The 19,716-nt window shown below is 55.1% G+C and carries 18 protein-coding genes and 1 tRNA gene; 10 read left to right on the forward strand and 9 right to left on the reverse strand.

The genetic code is table 11. The features are described 5' to 3' along the window. Positions 1-16: 16 nt before the first annotated feature. Genes GS605_RS08970 through GS605_RS08995 form a run of 6 tightly spaced genes read right to left on the reverse strand, consistent with a single transcriptional unit; the run spans position 17 to position 5,243 of the window. Entirely contained in the window at positions 17-922 is a 906-nt protein-coding gene (locus GS605_RS08970; protein ID WP_253283272.1) for an HAD-IIA family hydrolase, read from the reverse strand. Continuing rightward, complete coding sequence (gene phnE / locus GS605_RS08975) at positions 919-1,734, reverse strand: phosphonate ABC transporter, permease protein PhnE (RefSeq protein ID WP_171723754.1); 816 nt, start codon at positions 1,732-1,734, stop codon at positions 919-921. The genes GS605_RS08970 and phnE (GS605_RS08975) overlap by 4 nt, the downstream gene beginning before the upstream one ends. After that, the gene (phnE, locus tag GS605_RS08980) at positions 1,734-2,549 is read right to left on the reverse strand and encodes a phosphonate ABC transporter, permease protein PhnE (RefSeq protein ID WP_171723755.1); all 816 of its coding nucleotides are present in this window, start codon (positions 2,547-2,549) and stop codon (positions 1,734-1,736) included. The genes phnE (GS605_RS08975) and phnE (GS605_RS08980) overlap by 1 nt, the downstream gene beginning before the upstream one ends. Then, a complete protein-coding gene (gene phnC / locus GS605_RS08985) occupies positions 2,546-3,340 on the reverse strand; it encodes a phosphonate ABC transporter ATP-binding protein (protein WP_171723756.1) in 795 nt (264 codons plus the stop codon). Before phnC ends, phnE (GS605_RS08980) begins: the two co-directional genes overlap by 4 nt. Positions 3,341-3,400: 60 nt before the next feature. Then, complete coding sequence (gene phnD, locus GS605_RS08990; RefSeq protein WP_171636055.1) at positions 3,401-4,375, reverse strand: phosphate/phosphite/phosphonate ABC transporter substrate-binding protein; 975 nt, start codon at positions 4,373-4,375, stop codon at positions 3,401-3,403. Between the two features lie 58 nt (positions 4,376-4,433). Further along, entirely contained in the window at positions 4,434-5,243 is an 810-nt protein-coding gene (locus tag GS605_RS08995) for a DeoR/GlpR family DNA-binding transcription regulator (protein WP_171723757.1), read from the reverse strand. Between the two features lie 286 nt (positions 5,244-5,529). Here GS605_RS08995 and GS605_RS09000 point away from each other — a divergent pair, with 286 nt between their 5' ends. Genes GS605_RS09000 through GS605_RS09020 form a run of 5 tightly spaced genes read left to right on the forward strand, consistent with a single transcriptional unit; the run spans position 5,530 to position 10,887 of the window. Next, positions 5,530-5,952, forward strand: coding sequence for an NUDIX hydrolase (locus GS605_RS09000; protein ID WP_256369007.1), 423 nt, complete (start codon positions 5,530-5,532; stop codon positions 5,950-5,952). Between the two features lie 58 nt (positions 5,953-6,010). Continuing rightward, positions 6,011-7,036 (forward strand): ABC transporter substrate-binding protein, encoded by a 1,026-nt coding sequence (locus GS605_RS09005; RefSeq protein ID WP_171723759.1) that lies wholly within the window; start codon positions 6,011-6,013, stop codon positions 7,034-7,036. Beyond that, positions 7,037-9,253: an iron ABC transporter permease gene (locus GS605_RS09010; protein WP_171723760.1), complete on the forward strand. Its 2,217-nt coding sequence runs from the start codon at positions 7,037-7,039 to the stop codon at positions 9,251-9,253. Then, complete coding sequence (locus GS605_RS09015) at positions 9,250-10,320, forward strand: ABC transporter ATP-binding protein (protein ID WP_171723761.1); 1,071 nt, start codon at positions 9,250-9,252, stop codon at positions 10,318-10,320. Before GS605_RS09010 ends, GS605_RS09015 begins: the two co-directional genes overlap by 4 nt. Beyond that, positions 10,321-10,887 (forward strand): histidine phosphatase family protein, encoded by a 567-nt coding sequence (locus tag GS605_RS09020; RefSeq protein ID WP_171723762.1) that lies wholly within the window; start codon positions 10,321-10,323, stop codon positions 10,885-10,887. Between the two features lie 3 nt (positions 10,888-10,890). On the opposite strand, the gene GS605_RS09025 is transcribed toward GS605_RS09020, so the two are convergent. The 3 genes from GS605_RS09025 to GS605_RS09035 all read right to left on the reverse strand — a co-directional run bounded on the left by GS605_RS09025 (position 10,891) and on the right by GS605_RS09035 (position 13,307). Continuing rightward, the gene (locus GS605_RS09025) at positions 10,891-11,682 is read right to left on the reverse strand and encodes an inositol monophosphatase family protein (RefSeq protein ID WP_171723763.1); all 792 of its coding nucleotides are present in this window, start codon (positions 11,680-11,682) and stop codon (positions 10,891-10,893) included. A gap of 400 nt (positions 11,683-12,082) precedes the next feature. Then, complete coding sequence (locus tag GS605_RS09030; RefSeq protein ID WP_171723764.1) at positions 12,083-13,108, reverse strand: IS30 family transposase; 1,026 nt, start codon at positions 13,106-13,108, stop codon at positions 12,083-12,085. Positions 13,109-13,222: 114 nt separating this feature from the next. Then, positions 13,223-13,307, reverse strand: a tRNA-Leu gene (locus GS605_RS09035). A gap of 661 nt (positions 13,308-13,968) precedes the next feature. Between GS605_RS09035 and GS605_RS09040 the strand changes: the two genes are divergently transcribed. The 5 genes from GS605_RS09040 (at position 13,969) to GS605_RS09060 (ending at position 19,687) form a co-directional block, all read left to right on the forward strand. Then, a complete protein-coding gene (locus tag GS605_RS09040; RefSeq protein WP_253283273.1) occupies positions 13,969-14,562 on the forward strand; it encodes a hypothetical protein in 594 nt (197 codons plus the stop codon). A gap of 2 nt (positions 14,563-14,564) precedes the next feature. Continuing rightward, the gene (locus GS605_RS09045) at positions 14,565-16,577 is read left to right on the forward strand and encodes a dynamin family protein (protein ID WP_171636071.1); all 2,013 of its coding nucleotides are present in this window, start codon (positions 14,565-14,567) and stop codon (positions 16,575-16,577) included. Between the two features lie 8 nt (positions 16,578-16,585). Continuing rightward, positions 16,586-18,337, forward strand: coding sequence for a dynamin family protein (locus GS605_RS09050; RefSeq protein ID WP_171636073.1), 1,752 nt, complete (start codon positions 16,586-16,588; stop codon positions 18,335-18,337). A gap of 82 nt (positions 18,338-18,419) precedes the next feature. After that, positions 18,420-18,791: a hypothetical protein gene (locus GS605_RS09055; protein ID WP_253283274.1), complete on the forward strand. Its 372-nt coding sequence runs from the start codon at positions 18,420-18,422 to the stop codon at positions 18,789-18,791. A gap of 23 nt (positions 18,792-18,814) precedes the next feature. After that, a complete protein-coding gene (locus GS605_RS09060) occupies positions 18,815-19,687 on the forward strand; it encodes a hypothetical protein (protein ID WP_171636077.1) in 873 nt (290 codons plus the stop codon). The last annotated feature ends 29 nt before the right edge of the window (positions 19,688-19,716 follow it).

The following is a 19,716-nucleotide window of genomic DNA, read 5'->3' on the forward strand; positions in this document are numbered from 1 at the left end:
GCGGAACGCCCTGACATCAAGGCCGGTTTAAAACAAAGTTCGGTGCTATCCCTGCCTTCATGATCGCTGCTTCAACATCATGCCCTGCGAAGAAACCGTACCCCGAGATGAGTGCGGAAGCTATGCCTGCTTCTCGTGCGCCCAGTATGTCGGTGTGAAGGCTGTCGCCAACCATCAGAACCCGGGACTTGTCGATGTGTCCGAGACGTTGGAAAGCAATATCATAGATATTGGCGAAAGGCTTTCCAAAGAACTGAGGGGCGACGCCTGTCCGGTCTGCCAGCCGGTGCGCGTAAAGACCGGGTTCCTTGGAAAAACCGTACTCGCGCGGAGCGACAATGTCAGGGTTGCCGACCAATACCGGGCGGGGACGCTCTTGCAAAGTGGCCTCCAACATGGCTTGTCGCGCTTCATTCCAAACCGCTGACCCGATCAACAAGAACCCGTCGACGGTTTCGTAGGGCTTCGGGTCATCCTCCAGGTAGGACAGTTTCAGCCCCTCCAGATCGCGAAGGCCGGCACTGGGGGCCGCCATCAATCCCCAATGCAAATCACTTTGGCCGTTCAGTTCAGACAACAACGTGGCCCGGCTGGTGATCACGTCTTGTGGTGCAAAATCGTAACCAAGCCTGTTGTACTTCTCCATAAGAGTTGCGTGGGGAAACCCGGCGGCATTCGACACGACCAGAACACGTTTGCCGGCGGCTGTCAGCGACCTGACCCGATCTGGCGTATCCGGGATTGCCGTATCACCAATATTGAGAACCCCGAAAGCATCGAGGAAGAACACGTCAAACTCATGAGCCATGTCCTCCAGCGTGTCCGCCTGGCGATAGCTCAATTCGGTAGATCTGGTTTGCGGCAGGCGATGTCGCACAGCCTCGTAGGCGTCAAAAGCTTCTTGCACAGAGAAACCGGTCAAATGATGGCCCCTCGTACTTTCGCCGAAACCCATTCACTGATCATAACCGCGACGAGAATGACAATCAGGATCAGGCTGACTTGTGGCCAAGCCAGAACGTTGAGCGAAGCCGACAATTGCAACCCGATACCTCCGGCTCCAACCAGCCCGAGCACCGTGGATTCGCGGATGTTGATATCCCAACGGAAAACAGCAATGCCTGCAAACGCGGGCAGGATTTGCGGTACGATCCCATAGGCCATGACCTGCCAGCGTGAAGCACCGGTTGCCGTGACTGCTTCGACCTGCGTGTGATCAATCTCCTCAATCGCTTCGTAAAGAAGCTTTGCGCAAAACCCGATTGAACGAATGGCGATTGCTATGACACCGGCGAAAACTCCGGGACCAATAATTGCGATCAGAAGAAGCGCCCAGATCAACGAGTTGATAGAGCGAGTCGAGACAATGACCAACAGGGCAATCGGCCGGATGAACAAGGCCGATGGCGTTGTGTTACGGGCCGCCAAAAAGGCGACGGGCACTGCCATGCACAGGGCAATGATTGTTCCCAATGTGGCGATATTTAGCGTGTCCCAAATCGGGCGGCCCAGTTGGGTGATGTACTCCCATTTAGGGGGCGTTGCCCGTGTCCAGATATCATTGGCGATGCGGGGCGCGTCCCAGACGAAAAACCAAGTGGTCGATTCCGAGATCAGCTGCCAGCAGTAAACAAAGATCGCCACGCCCAACAGCCAGCCGAACCAACGAACCAAGCTCTGACCGGTTGTCCGGCGACGCCAGATTTGCGCATCGTCGCGTTCAAGTATCGGCATTATTGAACCCTCGCTCGAATAATTCCCGAAAGGTATTCCAGAGCCATCACGATGCCGATAATCAGAATGAGAATGGCCGCCGCGGTGTCGTATTCATAGCGGTCGAATGCGGTGTTCAAAGTCGCACCAATTCCACCAGCCCCCACAAGCCCGAGGATCGCGCTTTCCCGGAAGTTGATGTCGATCCGATACATGGAAAGGCCCACAAGTCGCGGCATCACTTGCGGCTGAACTCCATAGTTGATCCATTGTGGCCAACGCGCTCCAGAGGCCTTGATCGCCTCGGCCTGAACCTTGTCCATGGCTTCGATATCTTCGGCCAGAAGTTTCGAAAGAAACCCTATGGTGGCGAAGGAAAGCGTCAGAAATCCGGCCAACGGGCCAAAGCCGAAGATCGCCACAAGCAATATGGCAACGATGATCTCTTGCAATGCCCGGCTTATCGCAACAATACCTCGGCAAATCATATAGATTGGCAATGGCGCGATGTTACGGGCAGCCCCCAGCCCGATCGGGATCGATATCAGGATACCCACGACCGACGCGGCCACGGTCATCACGATACTTTCCAGAAGGCCGCTCCAAATATCTGACCACCGTGAAATAAAGTCTGGGCTGGTGAATGCAAGCACAAACGCCCAACCGCGATCCAGCCCTTCATAGACACGACCCCAATCGACTTCGATGGTCATAAAGGCTGCGATCAGGTAGGCGAGAAATCCAAAGAGCAATGCCCAGCGGAGCACTGGGTTCTTGACAAAGGCAGGCTTACGCCAGCCTTTTCTCAGCATGTCGTCCAATTCTCGATGGCTCATTCTGCGGCCTCGACATCTTCATCTTCGTCCACTTTTTCGATGGTTGCCTCCCAGTCCTCTTCCCCATAGATCTCGGTCAGCTTCTCAGGGGTAAGGCCGGTGGGAAGCCCATCATACACAATTTCGCCAAATCGGAGTCCCACAACACGGGGAACAAACATCTGAGCGAGCGCCACATCATGGATATTGATGATGGCCGCCAATCCGCGTTCCTGACATAACTCGGTGATCAGCCGCATGATTTGACGGCTGGTCTTTGGGTCCAGCGACGCGGTTGGCTCATCAACCAGCAACAGTTTCGGGTCTTGAATCAATGCTCGACAAATGCCCACCCTTTGGCGTTGACCACCAGATAGCTCATCTGCCCGCTTGTCAGCCATGTGTAACAACCCGACCCGATCGAGCAAGCGGAAGGCTTCGTCCACATCCGACTGCGGATACCGCCGCAGGAAACTGCGCCAGAATCCCACGTATCCCAGCCTGCCGGACAATACGTTTTCCATCACCGTGAGGCGTTCGACCAACGCATATTCCTGAAAGATCATACCCATTTCGCGGCGTGCTTTCCGAAGCGCGCCCGATCCGAGCTTGGTCAGGTCAACCTCATCCAGAAGGACACCGCCGCTTGAAGGTTCAACCAAGCGGTTGATGCAACGGATCATGGTCGATTTGCCCGCGCCCGAGGGCCCGATCAACGCCAGAACCTGTCCTTTTGGAACCTCAAGATCGATGGCCTTCAGCGCCTGATCTCCGGTCTTGTATGTTTTCGTCAGCTTTTGAAGACGCAGCATGAAATGCCCCAGATTAGGGTGAACAGCGGGCCCTTTCAGGCCCGCCGGATGAGCCAAAAGTTACTGGCAGGCGTAAGAGACGCCATTTGCCGCGTCAATTTTACGAATGACGTCCCAGAATTCCTGATAGGTCATCTCGAGGAATTGGCCTTCGTTCGATTTTGAGAACTCCGCCTCCAGTGTCGTGCCTTCCCATTCGAAACTAAAAAACGCATTGCGGATTTTTTCCTGCAACTCGGGCGTCAGGTTGTAAACGGTGCCAAACCCTGTGGTCGGGAAGGTCTGCGACTTGTAGATCGTAACGACATCATCTTCCTTGATCACATCGCGCGAGATCATCCGGGATTTTACCGAATTCGCGATGGATGCCGCCAGGTAATCCTTGTTGGCGACACCCAGGATCGAGTTGTCGTGCTTGCCCGAGTAGACAGGTTCGAAATCGCGTTCGGGCAGAAGATCAAAATCGCTTTTCAGGATCGCCGAGGGCGCTTTGAATCCCGAGTTGGATGTAGGCGATGTGAAAGCCAGTTGTTTCCCCTTGATGTCTTCGACCTTTTCGATGCCCGAACCTGGATAGGTGATGATCTCCATCTCGTAACCAAAATTTCCGTCCTTCGAAGCCATGATCGTGAAGGGGCGGAACCCGGCGCAGTTTACCGCCAGTGGGTTGGAACCGGTGTTGAAGCCTGCAATGTGCAAACGCCCCGAACGCATCGCCTCGATCTGGGCCGCGTTGTTTTGAACAGGGAAAAAGACGACGTCCTTGCCAGTTTCCGCTTTCAAATGGTCAAGAAAATCTGACCACGCGGTTTTGTATACGGCGGGATCTTCAACCGGCGTATAGGCAAAAATCAAAGTGTCGGGATCTATCTGCTCGGAAGGATCTGTGGGGATATCCGCGATCAAATCCCCGTCGGCATCACAAAAACGCTCGTCCAAGTCACCGCGTGGACAATCCTGCGCCGACGCCGTTCCACTAATCGACATGAGCGCGATTGCAGATGCCCCAAGCAATAGTTTGATATCGATCTTCATGTTTTCCTCCCAGTCAAGTGCGGTGCTTTTTATCCGCTGTTAATCAGTCATTTCATATCTACCCGGCGACGAGAACGTCGACCCGGGCGCTTTCAATGGCGTTATGCAATTCTCCTGTTGGTTTTTTGTCGGTGATTATTGAATCCAGGTCGTAAAGATCCCCCACTTGAGACAGGCCTTTCCGACCGAATTTCCCGGAATCAACAAGAAGGTGCCGTTTCTCGGCGCGCGACAGCATTGCCCTCTTTATTGCCGCAAAGCCGCGCACTGTTTCTGAAGGTCCATCGGTCGAAAACCCCGAGGAACCGATCATGCACCTGTCGACGTTGAAACGGGACAGAAACTCCAGCGTCTCGGTTCCGATCGTTGCAGACTCGGTTGCCAAGTATTCCCCCGGGCACAACAGCACTTGTGCAGCCCCATGGCCAAGGGTCATGGCTACGGGAATGGAATTGGTGATTACGGTGCAAGGTGTGCCAATATAAGCCAGTGCACGTGCCATTTCGATTGTGGTCGAGCCGGAATCGATCATGACCGTTTCACCGCTCTGGATCACTTCTGCCGCTGTGGCGCCAATTCGTTCACGCTCCTCAACCTGAGCGTTTGTTCGCTCATCCAGACCCGGATAGTGCCCTTGCGCGGCGGCCGATGCCCCCCCGTGTGCCCGCGCTATCAAGCCATCATTCGACAGAGCATCGAAGTCTCTGCGTACCGTCTCGGTGGAGACGTTGAACCGCTGCGCCAGTTCGTTGATGCGAACGTGCGGGCGCAGCTTCAGTTCCAGCAATATCTGCTGGCGCCGGTCGGATTTCTTTACCCGGCTGTGGTTCTTTTCAGACATTTTGCCGCGCGTTTTAGTTTTGGACATCCGACGACCCGACTAGGTTTCGAAATCCACTTTTGTGGGCTTTCGGTCATAATGCAATATTTTTTGTTGCATAACCCTCGGAAGGTTGTGAGAATTCGAGCGAACACAAGTATTTCGAAGCGCAAAGCAAAGATGCACAGGCTGATCAAATTCAGAATACGAGCCAAGGCAAAGCGTTGACCGGCCAACTTGCCAATGAGACTGCTTCCTTTTGGTTCTTGATCGTGTGGCATTGAGAGGCGGCATGAGCGACAGCGAAACGGCAGATCAGATTGCGGCGCTTCCGATGCGCTGGGACAAGGCTGGCAAGTTGCGCGTTCTTATGGTCACTTCGCGGGATACCGGCCGGTGGGTTATCCCGAAAGGATGGCTGATGGACGGCAAAAAACCATGGCAAGCCGCTGAAATCGAAGCGCAAGAAGAAGCAGGCGCCGTCGGCACCATATCGAAACGGCCAATCGGTCATTTTTTCTATGATAAACGATACGAGGGGCAAAGCAGCGTTCGCTGCCGCGTCACCCTTTATCCGATGGTCGTCGAAAAGCTGAAGCGACGCTGGAAGGAAAAAGGTGAACGTACGCGTCACTGGTTTTCACCGGCAAAGGCCGCAAAGTTGGTTCACGAAAGCGACCTGTCAGATTTGCTTAACAATCTGACAGACAATCCAAAAGTCAAAATTGTCATAAAGAAACTTCGACAGGCTGCATGAGGAAGGGCATGAAAGAACCGGGAAACCCGGACGCATCAAGCTCAAAGGGAGGAAGAAAATGAGTAAATTGATATCCACCACGGTTGGATCTGTGATCGCCCTGGCTGCGTCACTGTCGGCGGCACAGGCCGACAAACTGACATTTTATTGTTCGGCGCAAGAAGACTGGTGCCAACTGATGGCGCGCAGCTTTGAAGATGCGACGGGCATCGACGTCAACATGACCCGGAAGTCGTCAGGGGAAACCTTTGCACAAATACGCGCCGAAAGCTCGAATCCGAAAGGGGACGTTTGGTGGGGCGGTACGGGTGATCCGCATTTGCAGGCCGCCGAAGAGGGCCTGACGATGGAATACATTTCACCAATGCGCGATCAGCTTCATGATTGGGCGATATCCCAGGCAGAAAGCGCGGGTAACAGAACGATCGGCATCTATTCGGGCGCACTTGGCTACGGCTACAATGCCGATCTTATCGCTGCAAACAACCTGCCCGAACCGGCCTGTTGGAAAGACCTGCTGAAGCCCGAATACAAGGGCCACGTTCAGATGGCGAATCCGAACTCATCAGGTACGGCGTATACCACGCTGGCGTCGATGGTGCAGATCTTCGGCGAGGATGAAGGCTTTGAGTTCATGAAGGGCCTGCATTCGAACATCAATCAGTACACCAAATCCGGATCGGCGCCGATCAAGGCCGCCGGTCGCGGCGAGAACACAATTGGTATCGTCTTCATGCATGACGCCGTGAAACAGGCCGTTTCCGGGTTCCCGATCAAGGTCGTCGCGCCATGCGAAGGTACAGGATACGAGATTGGCTCTATGTCGATTATTGACGGAGCCCGCAACGAAGAAGAAGCGAAGAAGTTCTATGATTGGGCTCTTTCGCCCGAAGCTCAGAACCTTGCTTTGCAGGTCAACGCGTTCCAGGTGCCATCGAACAAGAACGCAAAAACTTCGGAGAGCGCGCCAGACATGAGTCAGATCAAGCTGATTGATTATGACTTCAAAAAGTATGGGTCCTCGGACGAACGGAAGCGTCTGTTGCAGAAATGGGACGAAGAAGTTTCCACTCTGCCGCAGTAAATGACTGACCGGACTTCAAAAACGACCCATCCGGTTCTGATCTTTTGGATCACGGCCGGGTGGGTCGGATTCTGCCTGTTGCCTTGGTATATGGTCGACGGTGGCCTTTGGTCGTTCGGGTGGCTTTTGGACGGCTATCCATTCGATGAGGATTACGCCCCCGCTGCGTTTCTGATTGGGCAGGGTGAAAAACTTTGGCTCGCGCCGCTTTTGATCGCACTGGCCCTGCCGCTTCTGGTGTTGAAGCGCACCAAATCTGATCCAGTTTACGCCCGCATACTGATCCTGTCAGGGGCGCTTGGCTTTGGCTGGCTGATCGCTCAGGGGTTCAGCATTGGCATCAGAGGTTTCAACTTTCATTGGTTGGAGGCGATGTTTGGCGAGCTTGGCGACCGTCAGTTCGGCATGGGCTATGGCGCGATGATATGCGCCTCGAGCTTTCTGTTCCTGCTTACTCAGGGGATTGCGGCAAGGGGTGCCATTAACGGTGACGTCTTTGTCGTGAGCGCCATCGGAGGCGTTATTACAATTGTCACCGTGTTTGTCTTTTTTCCCATCGCGAAGATGCTTTTCGCTGCCTTCATCACCGAAGACGGCGCGTATTCCATCGCGGTCTTCTTCTCGAAGTTTTTCGATGATCGACTGTGGGGTCTGGGGTGTTTTCAGGGCGCGCGTTGTGGCGCCGCCTGGAATTCACTGTTCCTTGCCATCCTCGTTGGCGTCATCACCACGGTCCTGGGTCTTTGCTTTGCACTTGTCGTGACGCGCTCAGGCTTTCGCTACAAGCGCGCGCTGCGGGCTCTGACCGTTCTGCCAATAATCACCCCGCCATTCGTGATCGGCCTGGCGCTGATCCTGCTTTTTGGCCTGTCCGGCTCTGTCACCCGGTTCTTTGCCGAACTGTTCGGCACGCAACCAACACGCTGGCTATATGGAATGCCGGGCATCCTGATTGCGCAGACACTCGCGTTTACACCAATTGCGTTTCTTGTTCTGATTGGTGTGGTTGAAGGCGTCTCACCGTCGATGGAAGAAGCGGCGCAAACGCTCCGCGCCAGCAGATGGCAGACATTCAAGACGGTTTCCTTGCCCCTGATGCGGCCTGGTCTTGCGAACGCATTTCTTCTGGGCTTCATCGAAAGCATGGCCGATTTCGGAAATCCGCTTGTATTGGGCGGAAATTTCGACGTGCTTTCGACCGAGATATTCTTTGCCATCGTCGGCGCTCAGTACGATCAAGGCAGGGCTGCGGTTCTGGCCATGGTGCTGCTGTTCTTTACTCTTTCCGCCTTTTACGCGCAGCGTGTCTGGCTGGGGAAGAAAAGCTACACAACCGTCACCGGCAAAGGGGATGCCGGCGTCCATCCACTAATGCCCACTGGCCTTTCTGTTCCGGTACTGCTCGTCGCTCTGGGTTGGGCGCTGTTCACAATTGTTGTCTACGCGATGATCATTTACGGCAGTGTTGTCGAGCTGTGGGGCGTCGACAACTCGCTGACGATCAAACACTATATCACTGCATTCTCGGTCCGCTTCGAAGAAGAGGGTATTCGCTGGACCGGGGCAGCTTGGGACAGTTTCTGGACCACCATAACCATCGCGGCCATTGCTGCCCCGCTGACTGCCGCCGTTGGCCTGGTGACCGCCTATCTGCTGACAAGACAAAGTTTTGCAGGCAAGAACGCTTTCGAATTTGGAACAATGCTGTCCTTCGCCATCCCCGGGACAGTAATCGGCGTCAGCTACATCCTGGCCTTCAACGTTCCGCCAATTGAAATCACGGGTACGGGTGTCATTCTCGTGGTCAGCTTCATCTTCCGCAATATGCCGGTCGGCGTTCGTGCGGGGATCGCGAGCATGTCGCAGCTTGACCGCAGCCTTGATGAATCCTCGCTGACCCTTGGTGCAAACTCGTGGCAGACGTTCCGAAACATCATTCTGCCGCTGTTGCGCCCTGCGATACTTGCCGCGCTTGTATACAGCTTTGTGCGCGCCATGACGGCGATCTCCGCCGTCATCTTTCTGGTCAGTGCAGAATATGACATGGCGACCAGCTACATCATCGGTCGGGTCGAGAACAACGACTATGGCCTTGCGATCGCCTATTCGACGACGCTGATCTTCGTGATGCTCGCGGCGGTCGGCTTATTGCAACTTCTCGTCGGTCGGGTCCAAATTGGCCGACGCACGCAGCACGGAACGGAGACATCGCCATGACCGACACCAAAATCGGTTCCAAGGCTGCCCCAGTACGCTTTGAGAACGTGTCGAAAGTGTTCGGCAAGGATGTCGTCGCTGTCGACAACATCAACCTGAACGTCGAGGCGGGAAAGCTCGTCACACTGCTTGGCCCGTCAGGCTGTGGGAAAACAACGACTCTGCGCATGATTGCCGGGTTGGAAATGGCAAGCTCGGGCAAGATCCTGATCGGAGATCGGGACGTGACCAAATTGCCTGCCACCGACCGTGACGTATCCATGGTGTTCCAGTCATACGCGCTTTTCCCTCACATGAGCGTGCTGGAAAACGTGATGTATGGCCTCACCTTCTCGGGTTTTGCAAAGGATGAAGCCCGCAGCCGCGCTCTGAATGGATTGGAACTTGTTGGTCTTCAGGGGTTCGACAACCGTCTTCCCTCTGAACTGTCGGGGGGTCAACAACAGCGTGTTGCAGTCGCCCGCGCGCTGGTTCTTGAGCCGCAGGTTCTGCTGTTCGACGAGCCGTTGTCCAACCTCGATGCCAAGCTTCGCCGTCAGGTGCGAGAGGATATTCGGGCAATCCAGCAAGAACTTGGTTTGACAGTTGTCTACGTGACCCACGATCAGGAAGAGGCACTGGCGGTCTCGGATGAGATTGTCGTCATGCGCAACGCAGCAATCGCCCAAATGGGCACACCCCGCCAGCTTTACGATGCCCCGAACGACCGATTTGTTGCCGATTTCATAGGCGAGGCAAATCTTTTGGAGTGCCAAATCGTCGAAATCAACGGCGACGCGGCAACGATAGAAATAGAAGGTTACCGCCACACGCTACCACGTCGCGGATTGTCCGAAGGACCTGCAACCATCGCTGTGCGCCCCTCGCGTCTGGTCATCGGTTCAGACCAAGGCATCCCAGCCACGGTGGCCAAGGCGACCTATGTTGGCGTTCGGATGGAATATACGCTGACCGGTGCATTCGGTCAGGTTTTTGCTGTACACGATGACGTCGATACGCCGCTTGATCCCGGCACAAAAACCAAAATGGGCTTTGCTGACAAAGGCCCCGTTCTATTGCCGGATTAAATGCCGAAACTCATTATCATCTCGCACCCCGAGGTCTCTGTCGATCCGGCCGTCCCGATAACTGAGTGGGGATTGAACGCTGTGGGCCGCAAACGCGCTACCGAATTTGCATCCAGTGAAGTCTTATCCAACGTGATGCAGATATGGACCAGTGGCGAGCGGAAGGCCCGCGAAACAGGTGAGATTCTTGCTGCACCACAAGCGTTACCCGTGAATTGCAACTGGGGTCTTGGTGAGAACGACCGCAGCGCAACCGGTTACTTGCCTCGGGACGATTTCGAGGCCGCCGCCGATGCTTTCTTTGCGCAGCCGGATACGAGCTATCGCGGTTGGGAAACAGCTGTCGAGGCGCAGAGACGCATTCATCGCGCAGTAACAGAGATAATCCAGACGCATGATGCCGGGGATCTTGCAATCACGACACACGGGGCAGTAGGCACATTGCTTTGGTGCGCACTTTCGGATTGTTCGATAGACCGCAAGTATGACCAGCCCTCACAAGGCCATTTCTGGCAGGCTGATCTAGCGACACTCAAACCTGATTCAGGTTGGGTCTCTTTGACTTAGACGTTAAGCGCTCCATGCGTTCTCTGCGATCTCACGTAACGTCTCGAACACATCTGGCGTGCCTGCGATCACGCGCCCACCGTCTCGGATCATCGCATCGGCGTTCTGATCCTCGACAACGCCGCCCGCTTCCGCGACCAGCAATTGCCCAGCCAGACAATCCCAAGCATTCATGTGTTCCTCGACGTAACCCAAAAGGCGTCCGGCAGCGACGTAGGCCAACGAAAGCGCTCCGCTGGCATTTCTGTGAAACATCGCCCCGTGCTCGATCAGATTCTCGATCACGGGTAAAACATGACGGCTTTCAATCCGGTTCGAGTATCCTACGGCCACAGTTCCGTCGCGCAAAGGCACTCCTGAAGCGACCCGTATCGGTGATCCGTTAAGTGTCGCTGTTTCTCCGCGCGTTGCGACAAAAGTCTCATCCACGCTTGGATCATGGATCACGCCAATCTCCGTTTGGCCGTTGGTGACACCAGCCAGAACAATGGTCCACGCTGGAATACCGTTCACGAAATTCGTGGTTCCATCAATTGGGTCAATAACCCAGTCAAAGCCACTCTCTCCCGCTACCGCGCCATGTTCTTCACCGTAAATGCCATCTTTGGGCCAAGCCTCCGAGATCTTTTGACGAATGAAGGTTTCGACGCTCCTGTCCGCCTCGCTGACCCAGTCCTGAGCGCCTTTTTGATCAACGACAAGATTGACCCGATCTGCAAAGAACTTTTTGGCCATTACCCCAGCCTGCTCGCAGATTTCGGTGGCAAAGTCTCTGCGGTCTGAAAGTCGAGACATAGGAGCTCCTTTTTCGGTTGGAGAGTTGCCCAGCAACATTGCAGGCAAGCCAAGGCCAGGCAAGACAGATAGTCTTTTTGTTTATTTCAGGGGCATTGTTGACTCCGCAAACTTTCAGTTGCTGGTGTATTCCATCTCCTTCGCACCCAGAGTGCCGGGGCAGGGGGTTCTACCGATCAACTATGCTCAAGTAAGACACTCTGCACCGGTTTCCAGGTTGCGAAGAGGTTTGCTGGCTTTCCGTTTGACGTGGACTTGAAGCGCTTGAACCGTCGAAACATTCAAAAAGCGCAAGAATCTTGAGGTGTTGAAATCAAGGTGAGACGAGACTCAGTCGCTCGATCTCACTCTTACGTACTCCGACATCCGAAGACTGTGAGCGATACCTGAACTGCGACTCCTATTGCCTTTGAGGGTAGGGGGCTCGGCCCATTTCTTCCATCATCTTTTCCCGGAACACCTCGGCGGGCGTCTTCCAGCCCAGGCATTTTCTGGGCGTCGCATTGAGGCGGTCACTGATCACCTTCAAGTCATGATCAGTGAGGGCCGTAATGTCCCGCTTCCTTGGCGGCCATCTTCGAACGCGGCGGTTGGTGTTTTCGTCCGTGCCTTTCTGCAAGGGTGAGGACGGCTTGCAAAACCAAGTCTGCGTTCCGATCTCGGCCTGCAAATGGGGCCACGAGACAAACTCGGCGCCGCGATCGAAGGTGATGGATTTCCGTGCCAGTTGGGGCAGGTTGCCCACCGCCTTCATGATCTTGCCCATCACGGGCTTCGTGCGCTTGTTCGGGTTCTTCAGCAGCACCGTAAACCGGCTGACGCGTTCGACCAGTGACGTGACATTTGACTGGCCAAGAGCCTGTTTGAACAGCATCAAATCTCCCTCCCAGTGACCGTACTGACGTCGATGCGCCACGTCATCCGGGCGAAACAGGATGCTGACATCACAGTCAAACTTGGGGGGCTGGCGCTTTCTGGCGCGGCGTGGCCGACGAAACATTCGATGCTCGTGCAGATACCACCAGAGCTCGTCGGCCATGCCTTCTCTGGAATTGATGTAGCGGTAGATCGTTTCCTGACAGACGCGTAGCTTTGCGCCTTCATAGATCATTCGGTTGCCGATCTGCTCAGGCGTCCAGCCATTCTTTAGCCGCTCGACGACACGCTTGCGCAACTCGGGATGGCGGATCAGTTTACGTTGCCGGACGCGCCGATCCGCAGCTTTCCGATGCGCAGACGCGCCGTAGTAGCTATCGCATTTCGGCAGACAAGGATCCGAGAAGAAGTTTCGCTTGATCTCTCGATGGATGGTGGCTTTCGAGCACTTCAACACACGTGCCATTTCTCGAACAGGAACTTCCGCCTGCCTCCAGCGCTCAATTCTACGGCGCTCTTCGATGCTGAGTTGCAAATACACTGTCCTCACGCCATGACCTCCTCATTAGATAACCCATTGGTTTCTAATAGGCGTCGCACTTGGAAGTAGCGCGCACCCGGGCGCAATTATAATTCGTATAATGATGATTATGGTAAATTCATATGGTGCGGGTGGAGGGACTTGAACCCCCACGCCTTGCGGCGCCAGAACCTAAATCTGGTGCGTCTACCAATTTCGCCACACCCGCAACCAAGCGCGTTTGCGCTGGAATGAAGCGGTCAATAACAAAGCTTGCATCGGAGTGCGAGAGGGAAAATTCGAGGAATAGAAAGTTTGTGACTTGCCGGGCTGCCTGGTTGAAAACTGCAACCTGTTTTCGGCCTGGTTGATACCGCAAGCAACGCAACGGTCGCGAAACCAGAGGCGTCTGAAACCCTACCTGCAACCGGTTTGCAAGCAGCTATATGACGCTGCTTTTCGACTTTTGGTTCTCAGGTTGATGCCTGGCAAAATCAAGCCATAAAAAACGCGCTAACGTTGAATAGACGCCAGAACTACAAGTCGGAACTTGTGCCGCCAGACTTGATGGAGAATCACGGCACAACGGACCAGAGTTGATGCAGTCTGATCCGGAAAACTGTCGCAGACTGTGTTACTGGATCTGACAAGGAACATGGTTACATCCTCCAGATCCGGTGTTTTCGGTGAAGCAACGAAACATAAATATCTGTTTTTATTCGAAAGTATAAGATCAAAAGGTTTTCGACCTCCAAATCTTTCGAATGCACCTGAAAAGACGTCACCTTCGCGTCATTTGGCTGCGCCGACTATGCATGCATACAAGCTTGCCGGACGTTTCTCGGTCTGATCTGCCTCATCGAGATACTCGCGTCGGTTGAGGCATTCTTATGAGAGATCGACCACATTGTCGCCACAATTCAACCGCTAAAAAATCTTATTCGCGCCAAAATAACACCGCCTTGAAGGTACTTGTTGTTTATCAGGAGTTAATGAGTCTTTTTGCCACTTTGGCGCCGGTACGAGTTTTTTTGCTCAACTCCAATACAAGGCTTTCTGCTGTGACCGATTTGAATCCCTCCGCTGCCGCCGAGCAAGAAGCCGTCTTCTTCGCTCGTGAGAGTTTCCTTGGTGAGCTCAAAACTCTGAATCGCGACCATCCGAATACAGGCTTTGGCATTTCGCTTCGAACGCATTCCGGTGAACATTACCTGCTTGCGAACGCACGCATGCCGTTGCCCGCAGCAAAATCCGAAGGTTTCCCGACCGGGCGCCGTGTTGCGTGCCTCAAGAACGGCGACCGCTTCAGCTCGATCGAAGTTCTGGCAGATTCCAAATCGTACGAGACCATTACACCTCGGGCCGAAGCTGAAATTCTGGGCAATGCATTGGACCTGATCGCGCGGATCGACACTCTGACAAGCATTCCGGCGGGGCGTGTCGCGCACGAACCCGAAATTGCTGCAACGGGAACCGGAGGTTAAGTATGGCGCGCAACGATCACCTTTTGTCTGTGGGCAACGAAGCACTGGCACCGATGACGGCGACCATGGCTTCACTGACGGCTCAGATTGATCAACTGACTGAGGTGGCTGATGCGCGCTCCTCGGCACGGCTGGCGACCCTCAAGACCCGGATGGAGAACTTTACCGCTAGTGTCACGATGGTGGGCCAGGTCAAGGCCGGAAAATCCTCGATCGTCAATATTCTTGCCGGGCACCCCGGCCTGCTTCCGTCAGACGTCAACCCTTGGACGTCGGTGGTTACGACGTTGAACATCAACACGCGCCCGCCCGGTGACACAAAGGCCAAGTTCACGTTCTTCGAGCAGGAAGAATGGGACAACCTGATGGTCGGTGGCGGTCGTCTTGGCGAATTGGCCAATCGCGCCGGCGCAGATGACGAGATGGAAGACATCCGCCGCCAGATTGGTGAGATGAAGGCCAAGTCAGAGGAACGTCTTGGCAAACATTTCGACCTGATCCTGGGTCAAAGCCATCAGTATGATCATTTCGATGAGGAACTGATTCAGCGTTATGTCTGCCTGGGCGATGAAGACGATCCCGATATTGATCCCAAAACGGGCCGGTTTGCTGATGTCACCAAATCAGCCGAGCTGTATATGGACATTCCGCAATACCCCATCGCACTGAAACTGTGCGACACACCGGGTGTGAACGATACGTTCATGGTGCGCGAACAAATCACTCTGCGCAGCCTGCGCGGATCCGAAGTCTGCGTTGTGGTATTGGCGGCAAGCCAGGCCCTGACGACAATGGACATGGCCCTGATGCGCATTATCGCGCAGTTCGAGAACCGGCAGATCATCCTGTTCGTCAACCGGATCGACGAGCTGTCCGATCCTGTGAGCCAGGTGCCAGAGATCCGTGACCGCATTCAGGACACGCTGAAACAGAACAATATCGACACAAATACCAGCGTCGTTTTTGGCAGTGCGCTGTGGGCCGAAGCGGCGTTGACCGGGAACCCGGATATTCTGACAGAAGAGTCGCGCCAGGCTTTGAATACGTTCTACCTGGCCGCCGGTTTCGGTGATCAGGCGGCCTCGCTCGATAAAATCTGGGCGCTGTCCGGTCTGCCCGATCTGCTACTGGCCATGAATGAGCGCATTGCAGAAGGTGCCGGAGCGCGACTGATGGACCGCGTCCGCCATCGGGCGCGAAACATTGCCAGTCAGATCCGCGCGACTGCGGTTGCCAGGAATCTTTCCGAAGGTGAAGGCGTTGCACGGGATCTTGACGGCGTATCGCCCGAAGAGGCGGTTAACACGGTGTCAGCCGAATACGAAAAGAAAGTCGCCGAGTTGACAAATGCGCTGCGCGACAAGGTGTTGGAGCGTCTGAAGTCAGCCGAGGACAATTTCGTCAAACGCGCGACGGACTCTCTGATCGCGCATCTTGAAAAAAATGGCGAACAAGGCACATGGCAATACGATCCAGCAGGTTTGCGGACGTTGCAAAAAGCTGCCTATTTCAGTTTCGCCCGCGCCATGCGAAAAGATGCCGGGGCGTTGTACGCAACCGCTGCTGCGGATGTTGAAGCGCTTTATCATAAGATACTCGGCAACCATCTGGGCGAATTCAGCATCGAAGCGCCCATTGTTCCCCGTGTTCCACCGCCTCTCGGCATCGGCCGGACGATCGCACTGGACTTGCAAAGCACCTGGTGGCGACGTTGGTGGCAACGACGAAAGGGATTTGAGGCATATGCGGCGGATTACACGCGGTTGATCGCGTCCGAGGCAAATTCGATCACCAAGGATATCGAGGAAAACCAGATCGCGGCGGTTCTGGAAAACGTTCGCGCGATCCTGACGGATTTCCTGCGCGAGCAGAAGGAAACTCTGCTGAGCATCTCGTCTTCTGCCGACAAGAACCCGGGTCAGACTGCGGCGGCGATGGCGGGCTTGCAGCCACAGAAATCCAAGGACGAGATTCTGGGTGACATACTGAAAGATCTAAGCAACGAAGCGGCATAAGTAGAAAAATGGCAAAAGATACACAAACACGCTTTGTTTCTCCGAAGGCATGGGAACGCATCGAGCAGTGGTCCCGTCGCAAACCGGTTTTCGCCCTGATGGGCGAGTTCAGCGCCGGCAAATCCACGTTGATGAACTTTTTGCTGCGAACGCAGACCTTGCCGACGCAGGTGACGGCAACCCAGTTGCCACCGGTCTGGTTTAGCTGGGGCAATCAGGCGCCCTATATCAAACGCCATGACGGAAGTACTGAACTGATCGAACTGGATCAGCTTGAAACCGTTGGCGTCAATGACGCACAGTTCATCCGCATCTTCCTTGAGGCCGATATTCTAGAAGCTGTCGACCTGATTGACACACCCGGCATTTCGGACCCCAAGATCTCGACGGATGTGTGGCAACGCGCGGTGGGTCAGGCAAACGGCGTTTTGTGGTGTACCCACGCGACACAAGCCTGGCGCGAAACCGAACGCGCGACATGGGTTTCCCTACCCGAGAGGTTGCAACACAACTCTTTGCTTTTGGTGACGCGGGCAGATGCCCTGAGCCTCAAAGACCGTCAAAAAGTACTGCGCCGCGTTAACCGCGAAGCTGGTCACCTGTTCAATCGGTCCATTTTGTTTTCGGCCCGCGACGCGATCACGGCCCGGGACAAGACAGGCGATGCCGAGATGTGGTCGCGCAGCGGCGGCGGCAAGATGATCGACAGTTTCCTGGAGATCACGGAACAGATTATGGACAACCGTGCCGATCAGCTGGCTCGATACCAGATCGACAAGAGCCAAGCCGACGCACCCAAAGTCAAACCTTTGCGCCCTGCCCGTTCATCAAACGAGCCGACAGCCAAAGACGAAGCCACACCCTTGAGGTTGGTGAACCCGTTGGAGGCCGCCGGGCAATCGAACGCTGTAGGCGAAACAGTTGTAACCAGCTTCCCGGTACGACCTGCCCGGGTCGAGCGGCGCTCGGATGAGGCCGAGCGGGTTCGGATCGATGCCGAAGAGGCTGAACGGCTGCGCGCAGAGATGACATCAGAGCCGGTTCCGCTGCCCGTTGAACCCGACACAAGCGATGATCTGCGTTCCTTTTTCAAAGACACCTCGAACGACCCGCTGGAATTGACGAATGTCGCGGGCCTTGAGGATGACGAAGACGAATTCGAGCTGTCCGTTGACGCCGATCTGGAGGACGAATTGGATGACGACACGGGCGCTCTGGATGATGCGGAAATCAGCCCCGCACCTCTTGCGGCTGTTGACAATTCCGATGACGTGCTTGCCTCGCTGAACACTTCGATGCGAGAGACCCCGATCGTGCCGGATGGCGCAGAAGAGGAATCCGAGCAGGCCGATTTGGCTGAAGATCGCGGCATAGAAGTTTCTGTATCCTCGATTACGGCATTGATGGCCGCGCAAACCGGCAACACTGCGGATGAGTATGAGCCGGAACCCGAAACCAGCGGTTTGATCGAAGCTGCCACCACCGAACAGGTTGACGCAGTTGAAAGAAACGTTGCCGCGCTAGGTGACCTGCACGAAGTTGCGGTCGGATCGCCTCTCAGCGCGTCGGATATGTGGCACGAGGTTTCAAGAAATGAAGACTTGCCGCAGGATGCAGCAGGGCTGAAGAACGTATTCAAGGCCTTTCTGGCCGAGTTTGATCAGATCGCCATTGAACACAACGAAAGGCAAACCAAAGAGGCACTTCGATCCATTCCGAAAGCCAAAGAAAACAGCGGTGCTGAATGGCATGTGTTGTAAGGGTGTCCGAATCGAAGTAATGAGAAACTCATAAATGAAAACAATGGATTAGATGTCTATTCAAACCGCACTGAACTCCGCCATGGAAACGATACCCGACTGTATAGCAGCCGGGTATATCGACATGGAGACGGGGATGCTTTTGGGCAGCTCTGTTTCTGATTCCGACTGCGCGGATTCGTTGGATGTTTTGGCGGTGGCTGTGGCCAATCTGTTTCAGGGGCGCGGGGTTGCAGCCTTTGAAGCGCTCTTGCGTCAGGCCGGCAGTGCAGACGAAGAAAACGCTGGCTTCGGGGAAGTCGCCGTTTTTTCCAAGGACAGGCTGAACATCTTTCTGCGGACCAAGGAATATCCTGATCATGTGGTCTGCTATATCTGTCGCAACAGTGCGAATGTCGGACTGGCGCTTACCAAATCACATCTCAGTCTGGGGCCGGTCGCGGCCGCGGTTTGAACGGGACCAGAGGGGGTCACGGCATGATGGACACGGACATTCTCGACCTGCTTGAAGATATCAGGCGGACCTCGGTCGCACGGCTGTCCCCGACCGTGCGGATCGCTGGGGAAACAGCGGCCGCGCGCCGTTCTGCGGTATTGCGGGCAATCCGCGGCACAGTATTGCCGCGCCGGTTGGAATTTACCGCCGCAAACGGGGATTGTCTGGCAATCGAGGTGAACAGCTCCCGGATCACGGATGTTTTTAAGGTTCCGGCAGGTGAGGTTCCGGACTTTGAAACGGAATCACGCGCCGAACTGATCGAGAAACTAGCCGGATTGGTCTCCGGCATCTCCGGTTCGCCTGCTCCGCTTGAACTGACGTCGGGCAGACCGGACACAGCGCTTGAAGTGGATGACGTGGGTATCACCTTCAGTGAAATCGAGAAAGCCTGCGCTGCCATTGAGCTTCCGTCCGAGCCGATTGTTTCCGTCGTCCCGAGTGCTGAGAAACCTGTTGATGACTTTCCATCCGCCGAGGCAACACCCGATGCAGCGGAAACACTTGCCCAACGTTTTTTTGAAGCGTCGAGCCGCTTTGCCTCGGGTCGTGTGTTCGTGGACAATTCGGACGAAGCCGCACCTCTTTTGGAAGGCGTTTGCAAGCCATCTGAGCCGACGCATCCCGACCAGGACACGCTGGCCCGTTTTGTGGCTGATCTTGCCGGCTGGGATGGCGACTCTCAGCATGAGAGTGAAGACCCGCAACTGATTGTCATGCGGCCATCGGGCGGGAAAGGGGCTGGTCTGGCCGTCTTGAGTGACCAAGGTCAGATCGCGGTCGCCATCCACGAAGCTCGCAAACTGGGGGCGGTCGTCAACCTGTGGACCTCTTTGCAGGAGGCCGAGAAATGATTGCCTCCGTTGAATTCAAATTTTCGACT

This window comes from Ruegeria sp. HKCCD7559, from assembly GCF_013110575.1.
Classification (GTDB): domain Bacteria; phylum Pseudomonadota; class Alphaproteobacteria; order Rhodobacterales; family Rhodobacteraceae; genus Ruegeria.

Coding starts and splice junctions, on each gene's coding strand:
- GS605_RS09055 (WP_253283274.1), top strand. CDS start 18,420: ATGGAAACGATACCCGACTGTATAGCAGCCGGGTATATCGACATGGAG.
- GS605_RS09015 (WP_171723761.1), top strand. CDS start 9,250: ATGACCGACACCAAAATCGGTTCCAAGGCTGCCCCAGTACGCTTTGAG.
- GS605_RS09025 (WP_171723763.1), bottom strand. CDS start 11,682: ATGTCTCGACTTTCAGACCGCAGAGACTTTGCCACCGAAATCTGCGAG.
- GS605_RS09020 (WP_171723762.1), top strand. CDS start 10,321: ATGCCGAAACTCATTATCATCTCGCACCCCGAGGTCTCTGTCGATCCG.
- GS605_RS09000 (WP_256369007.1), top strand. CDS start 5,530: ATGCGCTGGGACAAGGCTGGCAAGTTGCGCGTTCTTATGGTCACTTCG.
- GS605_RS09005 (WP_171723759.1), top strand. CDS start 6,011: ATGAGTAAATTGATATCCACCACGGTTGGATCTGTGATCGCCCTGGCT.
- GS605_RS09060 (WP_171636077.1), top strand. CDS start 18,815: ATGATGGACACGGACATTCTCGACCTGCTTGAAGATATCAGGCGGACC.
- GS605_RS09050 (WP_171636073.1), top strand. CDS start 16,586: ATGGCAAAAGATACACAAACACGCTTTGTTTCTCCGAAGGCATGGGAA.
- GS605_RS09040 (WP_253283273.1), top strand. CDS start 13,969: ATGAGAGATCGACCACATTGTCGCCACAATTCAACCGCTAAAAAATCT.
- phnE (WP_171723754.1), bottom strand. CDS start 1,734: ATGCCGATACTTGAACGCGACGATGCGCAAATCTGGCGTCGCCGGACA.
- phnD (WP_171636055.1), bottom strand. CDS start 4,375: ATGAAGATCGATATCAAACTATTGCTTGGGGCATCTGCAATCGCGCTC.
- GS605_RS09045 (WP_171636071.1), top strand. CDS start 14,565: ATGGCGCGCAACGATCACCTTTTGTCTGTGGGCAACGAAGCACTGGCA.
- GS605_RS09010 (WP_171723760.1), top strand. CDS start 7,037: ATGACTGACCGGACTTCAAAAACGACCCATCCGGTTCTGATCTTTTGG.
- GS605_RS08995 (WP_171723757.1), bottom strand. CDS start 5,243: ATGTCCAAAACTAAAACGCGCGGCAAAATGTCTGAAAAGAACCACAGC.
- phnC (WP_171723756.1), bottom strand. CDS start 3,340: ATGCTGCGTCTTCAAAAGCTGACGAAAACATACAAGACCGGAGATCAG.
- phnE (WP_171723755.1), bottom strand. CDS start 2,549: ATGAGCCATCGAGAATTGGACGACATGCTGAGAAAAGGCTGGCGTAAG.